Here is a 15318-nt window from a genome sequence, read left to right on the forward strand (position 1 = left end):
GAGAATATGCCGAAGGATAAGGTCTACAGTTCGTCTCTCTTCAGACGCTATAGGACTGAACCTATCGGGGAAAAACGCGGCCGAAGGATAAGGTCTGCAGTTTATCTTTCTTCATATACATATCCCCTTGGACGGAGGTATCCGAATAAGGATTAAGCGTCTTCCTGGAGCCGGCTTTGCTCGCCACGGCGGCAATCCTTGGACGGAGGTATCCGAATAAGGATTAAGCGTCTCAGACATCCAAAAGCAGTAAGGTCCAGATTTCTGGCCTCAGCTCTTATCCGGACAGGCCTTGCCACGCATTCGAAACTCATATTTAACAGGTGATCTACCCTGTGATTGATGGTAAGGCTCTCGCCGCTGATGGAGCAGTATTCCCGCATAAAGCAGCAGTGCCCAGATGCCCTCCTCCTTTTCAGGGTGGGGGATTTTTATGAGACCTTCGGCGAGGACGCAATTACCACTTCCAGAACGCTGAACATAACACTCACATCGAGGCAGAAGGACGACGAGGGGAACAGGATCCCGCTGGCGGGCATACCGTATCACTCACTTGACGTTTACCTCTCCAGGCTTGTTAATGCAGGTCATAAGGTAGCGATATGCGAGCAGGTCGAGGATCCAAAGCAGGCAAAGGGGATTGTGAGGAGAGAGATCACAAGAATAGTTACCCCTGGAACCGTGATAGAGCCTGCGCTGCTCCAGGAGAGGAGCAACAACTACCTTGCAGCCGTCCTTCTGGAGAACGGGCTGGCAGGGCTGTCTCTTCTCGATCTATCAACAGGCGATTTCATAGCATCAGAGGTTCCGGTGGAGCGGCTGGGATCGGAACTGGCCAGGTTCTCGCCGGCTGAGTGTCTGGCCCCTCCGGGTGTATCTCTGGAGGGCATGAAATTTCAGAACCTCGATGCCGAACTCTTCTCCTTGAACGAGGCGTCTGAATCTGGTGGAATTCTTGGAGATCTCCACAAGAGAAGCCCGCTTTGCGCCCGCGCTGCCTGCGCGATACTCTCCTACCTGCGGGAGACCAGAATCCAATCCGTGGATCACATCAAGCCGATCCGGATGATATCCTCCTCTGAGTACATGCTTCTCGATGAGATCACGCTGAGAAACCTGGAGATATTCAGGAACCTCAGGGATGGGTCCAGAAGCGGCACGCTCATGGAGATCCTGGACGAGACCGTAACGCCGATGGGATCCAGGACCCTGGCTAGGTGGCTCCAGATGCCGTCGATGTCTCTGGAAGTCATTCGCAGAAGACAGGATGCGATTGAGGAGATGGTGAGAAGAGCTGTGATCAGAGAGGAGATCTCGGAGCTTCTCGATGGACTCAGCGACCTGGAGAGGATCATCGGGCGTGTCTCGCTCGGAAACGCGGGTCCGAAGGATCTCGTGGCGCTGCGTTCATCGCTCCGCAGGATCCCTGAGATCGCACATGCGATGAGCGCTCTTGAGTCTGAGTATCTTGTTGAAATCAGAAAGAGGCTGGATGCAAGCGAGCTTGATGATCTCGTGGTGCTGCTCGAAAGGGCACTCTCAGATGACCCACCAACATCGCCCAGGGATGGTGGCGTGATACGGGATGGCTACAGCCCTGAGCTGGATGAGATCCGTTCAGCTCTCAGAAACGGGAGGAGCTGGATCGCGGAGCTGGAATCATCTGAGAGAAAGAGGACGGGGATAAAGTCGCTGAAGGTCGGATACAACAACGTCTTCGGTTATTACATAGAGGTCACAAAGCCGAACCTCTCGATGGTGCCAGACGATTATATAAGAAAGCAGACCCTCTCAAATGCGGAGCGCTTCGTGACCCGGGAGCTGAAGGAGGTGGAGAGCAGAGTGCTCTCAGCTCAGGAGAGATCGTCAGCGCTCGAATACGAGGTCTTCCTCGATCTGAGGGGACAGGTCGCATCCAGGACTAGATCTGTGCAGGAGGTTGCAGCCGCGATAGGCGAGCTGGACACGATTCTCGGATTGACGAGAGCTGCCCTCATGGGAGCGATGGTGAGGCCTGTTGTAGATGCTGGCAGGGAGGTGATACTCCGCGACTCTAGGCATCCCGTTCTTGACAGAGTCATGAAGGGCGGCTTCGTCCCGAATGACCTCACGATGGATGAGAGCAGCTGGTTCATGATACTGACCGGCCCCAACATGGCCGGGAAGTCGACGTTCATGCGCCAGGTCGCTCTGATAGCGATAATGGCGCAGATCGGCTCGTTTGTTCCCGCCTCTTATGCGAAGATAGGGCTCATCGACAGGATCTTCACAAGGGTCGGCGCCAGGGACGATCTCGTCTCGGGGAGATCCACATTTATGGTGGAGATGAGCGAGCTCGCGAACATACTGGTATCAGCCACAAAAGACAGCCTGATACTGCTCGATGAGATAGGGAGGGGGACGAGCACGTTTGATGGGCTGAGCATAGCATGGGCAGTCTCTGAGTACATACATTCCAGGATTAAGGCGAAGACGATCTTCGCGACGCATTACCACCAGCTTACGCAGCTCAATCTCCCTGGAATTGTGAACTACAGCATGGCTGTGAAGGAGGAGGGGAGATCGATAACATTTCTCAGAACTGTTGTGCCAGGTGCGACAAACAAGAGCTATGGAATACATGTCGCCAGGCTTGCTGGTGTCCCGGAGCATGTGATTCGACGGGCGGAGGAGCTTCTCGACATTATAGAGGAACAGGCAGCCATAGAGATAAGGAAGTGCAGATCAAAGGAGAGACCGAAGAGGTACACTCAGCTCATATTCTTCAACCAGCCCGAGAGCATAGATAACGACATACTCGAGGAGATAAAGAATCTTGAACCTGAGAAGATAACACCGCTGCAGGCTCTGAACCTGCTTGTGGAATACAGAAGAAGGCTCGGCTGTAAAGATGCCAAGGATACACATACTTGATGAAGAGACTGTGAGCAGGATAGCTGCGGGGGAGGTGATAGAGCGGCCGGCATCTGTCGTCAAGGAGCTGATCGAGAACTCGATAGACGCCGGAGCATCAAGAATAATCATCGAGGTCGAGAACGGTGGCATCTCTCTCATAAAGCTCGTGGATGATGGATGCGGTATCGAGCGCGAGGATCTCCCACTTGCATTCCAGAGGCACGCCACAAGCAAGATCTCTACAGCAGATGACCTGTTCAGGCTTAAAACCCTGGGGTTCCGCGGCGAGGCTCTCTCTGCGATCGCCAGTGTATCAAAATGCGTGGAGGTGCACACTAGGACTAGATACTCTCCAGTGGGCACGTATCTTCGACTGGAGAACGGCAGGGTTGCTGAGATAAAAGATGATGGATGCCCTTACGGAACAAGCATAGAGGTGAGGGGGCTTTTTGAGACGATCCCTGCAAGGCTCAAGCATCTCTCCTCTCCATCACAGGAGCTTGCGAGGATCGCGGAGATTGTGACACAGATGGCCATAATCCACCACAGGATATCGTTCGAGCTCTCCTCCGGCAGAAGGACTCTTTTCAGATCTAACGCCTCTGAGACGTGGGACGATGCACTGATCAGGGCATTTGGCCTCAGAACTGCGAAAGGCATGATTTCCATAATAGCGGAAGGGGATGGTTTTGACCTTCATGGCATGATCTCCTCCCATGATTCATCACACCATGGCTCTGAGTTAATACTAGTTTACGTAAACAGCCGGCCTGTCTACTCCAAAGTTGTCGTTCAGGCTCTGAGGGAAGCGTACCGTGGCTTCCTGCAGTCTGGTAGGAGCCCTCTTGCTGTAATCTCGATCGAGATCGAGCCGTCACTGGTGGATGTGAATGTCCATCCAGCGAAGAGAGAGGTCAGGTTTCTTCGGGAGGATGAGGTATACGATGCTGTGAGGGATGCAGCGCTCAGCGCGCTGAGGTCCTCAGCAATACCATCTCCACCACCGCCCGCGAGGATCGCAGAGCCGCAGCTCTGGAGCGCGAAGCCCCAGATCCAGAGGACGCTCCCTCTTGAGGTGCAGGCTGAGCAAAGAATCTCAGAGCCGCTCATCAGAATCGTGGGCCAGGCTCTCGATCTCTATATCATTGTGGAGGACGATGATGGTATAATGCTCGTGGATCAGCATGCTGCAGCAGAGCGGATCCGCTACGAGCATCTCCTCGAGAAATGCAAGAGCGGAAGCATCTCTCAGGAGCTGATCCAGCCGGTCACCGTGGAGCTATCCCCTGGGGAGGTGGCACTGCTCGATTCGTTCTCAGGAGAGCTGGGGGAGATCGGCTTCGAGATCGATCCCTTCGGAGGGAGGGCATACAGCGTGAGGTCTGTGCCTGCAGCTGCTGGCCTCGAGAGCCCCGAGTCGATTCGCGATGTTCTCAGAGAGATCCTGAATCTCGGCAGGGTGTGCAGAGCATCCTTCAGAGATGAGGCTCTGAAGCATCTAGCATGCAGGGGCTCGATAAAATCGGGGGAGAGGCTGAGCGAGAGCGCGATGCTCAGGCTTCTCACAGACCTCTTCGCATGTGATAACCCCAGGACATGCCCGCACGGAAGGCCTGTCGTTGTTCGGATATCCTCTGAGAGCCTGGAGAAGATGTTTGGGAGGAGATGACAGCGTTGGCTGCTGGATCTCTAATCACATGGAGATATCGAAACCCCGCATTCAACAGTAGATGCGTGCCCGAATGATGAAAGTGGCCTCGGATTGCAGAGGCGAGGATATCCAAAACCTTATGGTGAGTACTTTCATGGTAACCTGGAAGTTCAGGTGATGCTTCATATGGGATCAGATAGGGCCTCATCCAGTTTATGATAGTAGCTTGCTGCAGGAGAAATCATGTGTGCGAATGACCTCAGAGAGCTCGCATGTGAGATTGTGAGATGTGAGAGGTGCGGGCTTTCAAAGACGAGAAGAAACGCTGTTCCAGGCGAGGGTCCAGAGGATGCGAGGATCATGATGATTGGCGAGGCCCCGGGTGCGGCTGAGGATCTTGCAGGAAGGCCATTTGTGGGAAGGGCTGGAGCAATCCTGAACAGAGCTCTCAATCTCGCAGGATTGGATCGTGATGAGATATTCATAACAAACATCGTGAAGTGCCGGCCACCTGGAAACAGGCAGCCCAGCGCAGATGAGATCAGAGCATGCATGCCGTATCTGAGAAAACAGATCGAGATGGTCAGACCATCAGCGATCTGCCTGCTCGGGAACGTCCCGGCGAGGGCCATCCTCGGCGTACAGGGCGTGACAGCTCTTAGGGGCAGGGTATTCGATGATCTCTACCTGATCACATTCCACCCAGCGGCTGTTCTGAGAAACATGGGCCGCATGGAGCTTTTCGTATCTGATCTGGTGAGGCTTAGAGAGATGCGATTCGGAAGCAATGTGCGCTGAGAGCGGTCAACATCTCAACAGGAGATTGTGGTGTATCTCACAACTCTGTAAAAATAGCTGAGTCCAGATCCTCAGACCTGGCTCAGACCGATATATATCCTGCATTTTCTGCAAGTAGTCCCCATTGGCATATCTCTTGTGAAGAATGGCGGTGGCTCAGACCGGTATATATCCTGCATTTTCTGCAAGGCTCTGCCCCTGTGAGCTCAGCACGAAGTCTATGAAGGCCTGGGCTCCCGGGCTGGGCTCTCCGAGGGTGTAGAAGTACAGCTTTCTTGCCAGTGGGTACTCTCCGGATTTGATGTTCTCCATTGTTGGATAAACGCCATCCAGCGCAACTCCCTTCACAGTACCGTCTGTGGCGTAGCTGTATCCCAGATAACCTATCGCCTTATCACTGCCTTTTATCGCGGTCTTCACCTCAGAATTGTCCGCTGCCTCGGTCGCCACTCCAGGAGTCTCCGCCTCCTTGGAGCCCATTATGATCTCGTTGAATGTATCCCGTGTGCCGGATCCCGCCCTCCTCGCTATGGCGTATATCTGTCTGTCAGGGCCGCCTACTTCCTTCCAGTTACTGATCTCTCCAGCATATATCTTCCTGACCTGCTCTTTTGTGAGCTCCCTCACACCTGCATCATAAATCTGGGGGCTCACTGCCACGACTATGCCATCATACGCCACTAGAATCTCATTGAACTTCCTGTCAGCAGTCTCATACTTGCTTCTCTCGGTCTCCGTTATCTCCCTGGATGCCATGGCGATATCCGATCTCCCCTCTCCCAGATCAGCTATCCCTACACCAGTGCCGCCGCCTGTGACCGTAACCCTGTACTCGCTCTGCTCAGAGTTGAAGCTCTCAGCGCATACAGATGCGAGAGGCATCACAGTTGTCGATCCTGAGACGCGCACATCTGTGGCGCTCAGCGCTGGGCTGATTGCGCCCAGGACAAGCATTATGGTGATTACTTTCAGCAATCCCATTTCGATCACCGGTGGGAGGGACGTCGAGGTTTTATATATACTATTTCGAAATAAAAAATATATCTCAATATGTGACTATATTCTGATTATAATGTATATACCCAGAGGCGCGGAACGGGATAACCTCACGCGTGGACTGGCATTCAGATGAATCAAATGCGGGAAAAACCTCTGCAATGATTACCGCACAGCCTTTCTCAGCGCATTTTTCTCCACAAATATGCTCGGTGTGGATGTCACATTGATAAAAGTCCTGGTGACTCCTTCGGGGTAAACCACGGTGAACCTGGATATCGGAGAGCTGAGAGGTTTCGCGTCGTAAAGGTAGTAACCATCAAGATACGTGCCGGCGTTCTCAACAACAAGTGTTGCTGTGGACGGTTTGGCTTTCACTGTTTTTACATTCTGATAGCTGGAGAACAGCCTGACCAGCTCGGGCTCGATATGCCTGCACCCCAGAGCAAGCACATACAGCCTCGCGAACGGCTCCAGTGTATAATTTACATTAAACTTCAGATCATCTCCATCGGGGATCATCGTCACGTCCTTCACCTGGATGTAGCTCAGTCCGGCGGAGGCATGCCATACAAAAAAAACAAACGTGATAATCAGCCCGAGATACCTCATATCTACCACCTCAGCCAGCAGTCCCCTGTCCAAAGAGAGCAGGCAGGATGCCGAGCAGGACGAACGTTGCTATCATCAGGAGAAGAAATACCACAAAAACAAGCTGCTGTCGCCTCTGTGCTGATCTGTACTTAGATTCGCAAAGCTCGTCACAGAACATGCTGTTGGCCTCAATGGCATTACCGCATATTATGCAGTGCTTGTGGGGTGAGAGCTTGTTCAACCACACCACCATGGGATGTTCTTAGTCGAAGCACAATGATAGATAAAATTTGCGTGTGATTGCTCCTGCCCGGATGGCTGAGACCCTGTAATTCCCCGCAATTCACTGTAGTAAAACTTTCTGCCAGGAAAACCGCTCCGCGTTACGGCATCAGGTCACTGAATCTCTGGATGGTATAACAGGGAATCTGTCGCCCGATGCTAACTCCGGTGCATCATCCTCCGGCAACCTCTGTCTGACCGGCAACCCTCGCAACGGGCTCATGTACCGCATCTGGGTTGTCTTGAGGTCATCGTCAGATCATTTCAGAGATCTCCCACAAGGACCTATCAATGCGGCATGTCGTCCCTCTATCGCACCAGCACTCAAAGCGACATCATGCCATGCTCATGCCAGCCCTCGTTAAAGGGACTAGTATTTGTTAGATTCTTCATTTATAAATATATCGTTGTCCACGGCGGACGTGTTCGGATAAGAAGGGGAGTCTATTTGATGAGCAATCCCTTCAAGGCTCGCGATTCAAACACACGGCCTTTATTCGGACAGGTCCTCCAGGGTGGACCTGCCGAATAAGACAAAACCAGAACTGAGTATGGAATTACTTCACTGAGATTTAGAAAATTCAGAGAGGTGATGCCGGATGACATCGAATTCGTCTCGAAACTATTTAAGCAACGATGCGGATCTGCATCGACCCTGCGCGGAAATACAATCTGCATAAATCAATACGCCTGGGGATTTTGAGACGACTTCATCGGTATCTTTGATCTCTGCTTTATCCGGCCCGCCTCTCTTCAGCAGGAATATGGCCTTTTATGGTGTCTTTTGAAATTAGGTTGCGTACTCGTATCACTAAATACTTCAGCTGGATTCGAGAGCTATGGGCAAAATGTCCTGCGAATCTGAAGAGGCGGAGTGCTTCCAGATTTCAATGGATCAAGTAAACGACCAGAAATCAAGCTTTTCGTGATAGCGGCCCCTGGGGCTGGACCTATCTGGATAAGAGCCGATGCCAGAGATTTGGGCCTTACTCCTTTTGGATGTCTGAGACGCTTAATCCTTATTCGGACATCTCTCTATCCCCCATCACAAAGTTCAAGGATGTGTGGCGCTCAGAAGCAAAGGGGATTGTCTTGAGTTTCGCGGAGAGGATCATGGTGAAGAGCATGCCAGGCAATGTGTACAGAATACTCGCAAAGGACGTGCGTTCATACGAGTTCATAATACCCTATGATGAAAAGGCAGATGTGGGGGAGATATTCACTGTGGAGGACAGGGATATGCTCTTTCTCGCCCGTGTCGTCAATGTGCAGCACGACTCAAACTACAACGGGAGATGGGATACGAGCATTAGGGGCACGGAGCTGTACGATGAGGAGCAGATCTTCAACAGGGTGATCGCAGAGCCGCTCGGATGCATACCCCGCGATCAGACCAAAAGAAGAGGCGCATTCAGAAAGGCAAAGACAATTCCCACGAAGTTCTCAAAGGTGAAGAGGACAGAGGCGGAGGAGTTCGGTTTTTTAAAGGATACTATGGGAGATATCGAGGTCGGTGTTCTGAGAAACGGCAGCAGGGACACAGATGTGACTGTGGCGCTCCACAGCAGCGCGATGGACCATCATATGGGCATATTCGCAACCACTGGAATGGGAAAGTCTAATTTCATGAAGGTCTTCGCAGCCTCATGCATGAAGCTTGCTTCAGAGAACAGATCTGAGTTCGGGCTGCTCATAGTAGATCCTCATGGGGAGTACCTGAGAGGCGGAAAGGCCGGCAAGGGGCTTCTTCACCTCACCCCGTATGCATCAAGCCTTAAATGTTACTCCACAGATCCCAGGAATCACAGCCTCCCGGAGGTCAGCGAACTCACGATCTCCAGAAGGGATATCCTGCCAGAGGATATCAAGGTGCTGCATGACTGGACCGGTGCGCAGATGGACGCCTTGGACAGTATCGAGCGGATCTTCGATGGGGACTCGTGGATAGATGAGATCCTTGATGAGAATGGTAAAGCGATGCTGACAGAGAGGGCTAAGGTATCAGAAAAGACTGTCGATGTTCTGGTAAGAAAGCTGGAGAACATACTTTCAAGAAATAAATATATAAAATCCTCTGGAAACTCCAGCATCCCCGGGATAATCGAGGGAGTGAAGAGCGGAAAGGTCGTGCTGATCGACATCCCCAACCTGAGCGAGAGCAGCGAGCTCTTCCTGCTCTCCCTGATATCCAGGCGGATAATGGAGGACTACAGAAACGAGGAGGAGGGGAGGAAGAGGTGCATGATAGTCATCGAGGAGGCGCAGAGGGTTCTCGGGAGTGACAGCAGGATCGCGCGCTTCGAGGAGATAGCAAGAGAGGGAAGAAAGTTTGGAGTTGGACTTTGCGCGATAACACAGCAGCCGAAGCTGATAGACAGGGAGCTCCTCTCGCAGTTCAACACGGTGGTCGTGATGGGGCTCGCAGACAGGAACGATCGGGTGCGCGTGGAGGAGTCCGCAAAGCAGGATCTCTCGTCGCTGGATGTTGAGATACAGACCTTGGAGAAGGGAGAGGCGATCATAAGCACGCTGAACGTACCCTTCCCGATACCTGCTAAGATACACATATATGAGGATTACATAGAGCGTCTCCGGCCGAGTGCACCCGAGAGAAGGTCGTTCAGGCCGACACCTGACTGAGGGGATGCCTTGAGGATAGTTCACATCGCAGATACCCATCTTGGGTTTCAGAGCTTCAGCAGGATGGATGAGAAGGGAAGGAACCTGATGGAGGAGTGCATCTATAGGGACTTCGGGCAGGCTATCGAGAGGATCACAGAGCTCAAGCCAGATGCAGTGGTGCACGCTGGAGACGTCTTCCACCACGTCCGCCCCAGAATAAGACCGCTCTACATATTCAAGCAGTCTCTGGAACGCCTCAGCGATGCTGGCATACCCGTGATCGTGATAAGCGGAAATCATGATGCCCCGAAGAGCTACTCAGCGTTGAGCCCGTTCTACCTCTACGATGGGATGAAGGATGTGTATATCGCTCACAGATACAGATACGAGCGTTTCGAGGTCGGAGATCATGTCTTCCACTGCATACCATTCTGCTTCACCCAGGAGGACTACCTGGAGGAGTTCAGAAAAATAAAGATGTGTGGTTCGGATGTACTCGTTATGCACGGGCTCGTGGAGGCGCTGCGCGACCAGAGCATGAAGCCAGTGGGAGAGCATATCGTCAGCGACAGCTTCCTGAAGAGCGATTTCAGCTACATCGCGCTCGGACATTATCACGATCAGAGGAGGATAGCACAAAACACCTGGTACAGCGGCTCGATCGAGTACTTCAATTTCAACGAGGCTCCGCAGAGAAAAGGAGCACTGATGGTGGATTTGAGCACCGGAGGCGTGGAGAGCATCGGGGTGCCGAACGTCGGGATGAGGGTGATAGAGCTGGATTGCTTTGGAAGAACGGCTGAGGAGATCCTGGATCTGATCGAGGAGGAGTGTGGAGGGGAGAGAGACAAGATCGTCCGCGTCGATCTCAGGAGGGTTAACAGAGCAGCCTACAGGAGAATGGATCAGAGAAGGCTGAGCAGGCTCGCTGCCTCGATGTTCTGCCTCAAAATAAAACCGGAATACGATGAGACTGCAAGAGCCGAGGAGATTAAACCACCGGAGCGTCTCGATCTGGAGTTCGTGCGCTTCCTGGAAGGCGAGATGGAGAAGATACCGAATGCGATCCGGCAAGATGTCATGAGCTACGGGACTGAGCTGATCAGAAAGGTGATCGAGAGGAGAGGCACAGAGGGTATGGATGCATCTCAATAGGCTGGTGTTGCGGAACTTCAAGAAGTACAGGCGTGCAGATATAACATTCCAGGACGGGCTCACTGGCATAATAGGCGGGAATGGAGCAGGCAAGAGCACGATCGTCGAGGCGATAGCCTGGGCGCTGTATGGCAGCAGGGCATACACTGTCGAGAAGCTCGAGAAGAGGCTCATAAAGAACGTGAACGCCAGGCCCGAGGAGTCGGTGGAGGTTCATCTGACGCTCTCCATTGGAAAGAATGAGATCGTCATATCGAGAATCATGAAGGGGAAGAGCATGCTGCCCGATGCATCTCTGTGCATCAACGGCCAAGAGGTCGCAAAGGGCATGCGCGAGGTCGATGCTCATCTCTCTAAACTGATGAAGATAAGCTTCCAGGACTTCATGAGGACATTCTATGCGCGACAGAAGGACCTTGATAATCTCATAAGAGAGGGTGGAGCTGGAAAGAGGGATTACCTGCTGAAGCTCCTCGGCCTTGAGGACATCCGTGAGATCGGGCTCGAGATCACGAAGGATGATCTGAGAGAGATCGAGAGAAGGATCAATCTGGCCTCCGGAGCGCTCTCGGAGCTGGGCGATGTGGAGAGGAGGATCGAGGAGATAAGAGCGCAGGAGGCATCTGCCAGGGCAGAGCTGATCAAACGGGAGATTGCTCTCAAAGACGCTGAAAATGAGCGGAAGAGGGCTAGGGAGGATCTGGAGCGGCTGGACGAGAAGAGACAGGAGCATATGCGTCTGAAGCGGGAGATCGAGCACGTTCAGGGCTACATCGCAGATAGGGAGAGGACTGCAAGAGAGGAGCGCGCAAGGCTCGAGGGGATTGAGGAGAAGAAGAGAAAGCTCCATGCTCTCACATCAGATCTGAAGCGCCTGAATGAGATAAGAAAGCACCTCCATGACCTGGAGGCGGCTCGGAGAGATTACGAGCAACTGAACTCAATTCTTAAGAGCCTTCAAATAGAGAGAAGGGAGGCGCTTCGCTCACTGAATGAGCTTGAGACAAGGCTTGATGAGCTCTACAGATGCCGCAGTGAGATGGAGGGGCTCAGGGAGAAGGCGGATCTCTATGTGACTACACAGAGGGAGCTGGAGGAGCTCGAGATAAAGAGAGAGCGGTTCACCTCCCACGTCTCATCTATCGCTAGCCTGGATGCAGAGAGGTCCGCGCTTTTGAGAGATTACAAGATGAAGGCTGACCTTGTGAGAGAGCTTCGGGAGGCCAGGAGATCGCTTCCAGATCTCGAGCGCCGGCTGTCTGTCCTGGAATCGCTGAAGAGGGAGCTGGAGGAGCTTGAAAGGGCAAAAGAGATGCATCGCAGGCTTGATGAGCTGTTATCTGAGAGAGACTCACGCATCGAGAGGAGAGCTCAGCTTCTGAATCGGCTTGATATTATTCACAAAAAGCTCTCTGAGATCGGCGATCTTGCCCGGGAGGAGAGGGGTCTCAGAGAGAGGGAGGTCCAGCTGGAGACGCTCATAGAGACTCTGAATCAAAAGAGGACAGAGATCGAGAGCCGGCGCAATCTCGCAAGATCCAAGATGCACGAGTCTCAGAGCAACCTCAAACGAATCGAGAGCCTCGGGGCCGAGAGCCCCTGCCCGACGTGCGAGCGCCCACTTGGCGACCAGTACTCTCGACTTACGGAGAAGTACAGGGAAGAGATCAGAAGGTACAGAGACGATTACGAGACTGCTACAAATGAGCTCCGCGATTTGAATGAGCGCGTCAAAAATGCGCAGCATCTCAGGGAGCGTCTCAGGGCATCCGCAGAATCGCTGGGCAAGAGGAGGAGCGATCTCGCATCGCTTGAGGCTGAGCAGAGGGAGGTCATGCTCCAGCTCTCAGAGATGAGGGAAAGAATCTCCGAGCTGGATGGGGAGATCGATGCCATAGGCCAGGCTGAGTATGATTCGAAGAGACACGAAGAGGTCAAGCGCTCGCTTTCAGGTTACAATGAGCTCATCGATAAGCGGGCGAGGCTCCTGGCACGCCTCGAAAACCTCCCCGGGCTGGAGAGCGAGCTGGAGAATACCAGAGAAAAAGCATCCGCGCTGGATGAGAGAATATTCGAGCACTCGAGAAGCATCTCCATCTTAGATTACGATGAGCGTGCATACCTGAGGGCGAGATCGACTCTCTCAGAGCTCCAGAGCTCCCACGAGAGGTACGGGCTCCTCCTCCAGCAGACAGGCGAGATTGAAAGGCTTGAGAAGCTGCTGGAAGCCCTGAGAATACGGGTCCAGAGGCTGGACGGAGATATGCTGAAGGTGGAGGGGGAGCTGTCAGAGCTGGCATTCGATCCGAATGAGTATGATATGCTCAGAGCAGAAGAAACAAGGCTTGCTGAGATCGAATCGATCGCGAACCGCCTCAGGGTCGAGATCGCAGCTGAGGATCTCTCGAGATCAAGACTGTTCGAGGCCGAAACGGATCTCAGAAGGCTGCACACGCAGATGGCTGAGCTCAGTACGCGTCTTGAGGAGCTGGGTTATACCGATGCATCTTATGAGAATGCGAAGAGAATACTATCAGATGCGGATGAGAGGCTGAGGTGTGCGAACGAGGAATACGCCAAAATGCGCGATGAGCTCAGGAGGCTGGAGTGGTCCCTATCTGGCCTGAATGATGATCTGAAGAGAAAAAGGGAGCTGGAGAGGAAGATCGATGAGCTAAACAGAAAAGCACAGGTGGTATCCGTAGTCAGGGACCTGCTGGTGCGGTTCATGGACGCGCTCCTGGTGAGGGTGAGAAATGAGATCGCCCAGAACGCGGCAAGGATAATGGAGGAGGTCACCGGCAAGTACAGCATACTCAAGATAGATGAGAACTTCAACATACTGGTCGATGACAGGGGCACGGATTATCCGATATGGAGGTTTTCAGGCGGAGAGATAGATATGATCGCCCTCTCTGTGAGAATAGCGATAAGCGAGTATCTCATGAGGTCTTTCGGGGAAGAGAGCGGCTACTCCTTCATGATACTCGATGAGGTCTTCGGATCGCAGGATATCGAGCACAGGGAGAGGATGATAAACATGCTCAGGAGTCTAGGCGTGAGATTCCCACAGCTGTTTGCGATAAGCCACATCAGCGATGTCCAGGGTCAGTTCGACAACACGATAGTGGTGAGCGAGGATGATATGGGAAACAGCGTTGCATATCAGTGATCCTCTGGGGAACCCATCGCTTTTATCCATCTGATAACCTGCCCGAAGGGGCACTGGTCCTGTTATGCATTTCGATGAATGGCAGCCTCTTGAGGAGAGCATGCCAGCGGACATCTTCAAGGCCGAAGGTGCACGCATGGTCTGAGAGGATCGGCGTGGAGCCACGCGAGATTCATATCCTCCTATGAAGCACAAGTGGGGCAGCTGCTCATCAGCCGGCAGGCTGACGTTCAATGTGGAGCAGCTCCGCCAGCCATCCGAGATAAATTATCATCATGCTTATTCCACGATCTTGTTAAAAACAGCTCTTACTGGTACGTCTGGGGTGATACCGATGGATGATGTCGAGAGGCAGCTCAATCTGATCCTGCTCGAGATCGCCAGCCTGGAGGAGAGAATATGGGACGACACCGAGAGGCTTCGCGAAAAAGACCGCCTCTCTCCGCAGCTCGAGGAGTACGTTCGCGGCATCATGAGCGAGCTGTCATACTGGACCGCGCTGTGCACCACAGCCTCTGAGTCTCCGCATGTGCTCCTGAGGCGCATGGAGGTGCACCTCACGAGAGCCAGGCGTTTGGCCGAAAAGATTGAGCAGCTGAGCGCAGCATGCGACTGATCACATGCGCAGACCTACAGCGCCACCCTGAGCACTGCGATATACGACAGAAGAGCAATAGAGAGTAACAGGAGATCGACCGCCCTGCCCCGCAGGCCATGCCTCATGAATGCAAAGCGAGCGCTTATCGTCACATGTATGAGAAAGAACAGCACAAGGAGGGGATCCAGTGTCGTATGGATCTGCGCCGCCTGCCGGGGGTTCATGATCACGCGCTCGTGCCAGGAGTAGCCGGTTACTATGAATATCACCATCAGAAACAGAAGGATCCATGCGCATATCCTGTTGATTCTCACCAACATGCTCATTTGACAGTACAATATGGGATAACGTATTAAAATCTGTTGATCTGGGATATTGGAGCTGGTTTTAACACGCTGTAATCGATGAATTCATGATTAAAAGAAACCTTCTCCAGGCACCCCCACCAGATCTGATGATATTTCGAATTTATCTAGGAATTCGTCTCGAAACTATTTAAGCAACGATGCGGATCTGCATCGATCATGCGCGGAAATACAATCCACATAAATCAAT

General features: G+C 52.8%; 11 protein-coding genes. 7 read left to right on the forward strand and 4 right to left on the reverse strand.

Annotation, left to right across the window (positions count from 1 at the left end; translation table 11 throughout):
* The first annotated feature begins 342 nt into the window (after positions 1–342).
* From mutS to MTHE_RS07725, 3 genes are all read left to right on the forward strand, one after another.
* Positions 343–2913: a DNA mismatch repair protein MutS gene (gene mutS / locus MTHE_RS07715; RefSeq protein WP_232840850.1), complete on the forward strand. Its 2571-nt coding sequence runs from the start codon at positions 343–345 to the stop codon at positions 2911–2913.
* The gene (gene mutL, locus MTHE_RS07720; RefSeq protein ID WP_011696643.1) at positions 2891–4564 is read left to right on the forward strand and encodes a DNA mismatch repair endonuclease MutL; all 1674 of its coding nucleotides are present in this window, start codon (positions 2891–2893) and stop codon (positions 4562–4564) included. The genes mutS and mutL overlap by 23 nt, the downstream gene beginning before the upstream one ends.
* Before the next feature lie 225 nt (positions 4565–4789).
* Positions 4790–5344, forward strand: a complete 555-nt coding sequence (locus MTHE_RS07725) for a uracil-DNA glycosylase (protein ID WP_011696644.1) — start codon at positions 4790–4792, stop codon at positions 5342–5344.
* A 156-nt stretch (positions 5345–5500) separates the two neighbouring features.
* Here MTHE_RS07725 and MTHE_RS07730 read toward each other — a convergent pair whose 3' ends face one another.
* The 3 genes from MTHE_RS07730 to MTHE_RS07740 form a co-directional block, all read right to left on the reverse strand.
* Positions 5501–6325, reverse strand: a complete 825-nt coding sequence (locus tag MTHE_RS07730; protein ID WP_011696645.1) for a phosphate ABC transporter substrate-binding protein — start codon at positions 6323–6325, stop codon at positions 5501–5503.
* Positions 6326–6505: 180 nt separating this feature from the next.
* A complete protein-coding gene (locus MTHE_RS07735; protein WP_011696646.1) occupies positions 6506–6952 on the reverse strand; it encodes a hypothetical protein in 447 nt (148 codons plus the stop codon).
* Positions 6953–6962: 10 nt separating this feature from the next.
* Positions 6963–7175, reverse strand: coding sequence for a DUF2116 family Zn-ribbon domain-containing protein (locus MTHE_RS07740; RefSeq protein ID WP_175265920.1), 213 nt, complete (start codon positions 7173–7175; stop codon positions 6963–6965).
* Positions 7176–8308: 1133 nt separating this feature from the next.
* Between MTHE_RS07740 and MTHE_RS07745 the strand changes: the two genes are divergently transcribed.
* From MTHE_RS07745 to MTHE_RS07760, 4 genes are all read left to right on the forward strand, one after another.
* Positions 8309–9856, forward strand: coding sequence for an ATP-binding protein (locus MTHE_RS07745; protein WP_232840851.1), 1548 nt, complete (start codon positions 8309–8311; stop codon positions 9854–9856).
* 9 nt (positions 9857–9865) lie between these two features.
* Complete coding sequence (locus MTHE_RS07750; RefSeq protein ID WP_011696648.1) at positions 9866–10993, forward strand: metallophosphoesterase family protein; 1128 nt, start codon at positions 9866–9868, stop codon at positions 10991–10993.
* Positions 10980–14165, forward strand: a complete 3186-nt coding sequence (locus MTHE_RS07755) for an AAA family ATPase (RefSeq protein WP_011696649.1) — start codon at positions 10980–10982, stop codon at positions 14163–14165. Before MTHE_RS07750 ends, MTHE_RS07755 begins: the two co-directional genes overlap by 14 nt.
* A gap of 334 nt (positions 14166–14499) precedes the next feature.
* Positions 14500–14781 (forward strand): hypothetical protein, encoded by a 282-nt coding sequence (locus MTHE_RS07760; protein ID WP_011696650.1) that lies wholly within the window; start codon positions 14500–14502, stop codon positions 14779–14781.
* A gap of 14 nt (positions 14782–14795) precedes the next feature.
* Here the strand turns inward: MTHE_RS07760 and MTHE_RS07765 are convergent, their stop codons facing one another.
* Entirely contained in the window at positions 14796–15089 is a 294-nt protein-coding gene (locus MTHE_RS07765; RefSeq protein WP_175265921.1) for a hypothetical protein, read from the reverse strand.
* Positions 15090–15318 lie beyond the last annotated feature (229 nt).

This window comes from Methanothrix thermoacetophila PT, assembly GCF_000014945.1.
In the GTDB taxonomy this organism is placed as follows: Archaea; Halobacteriota; Methanosarcinia; order Methanotrichales; family Methanotrichaceae; genus Methanothrix_B; species Methanothrix_B thermoacetophila.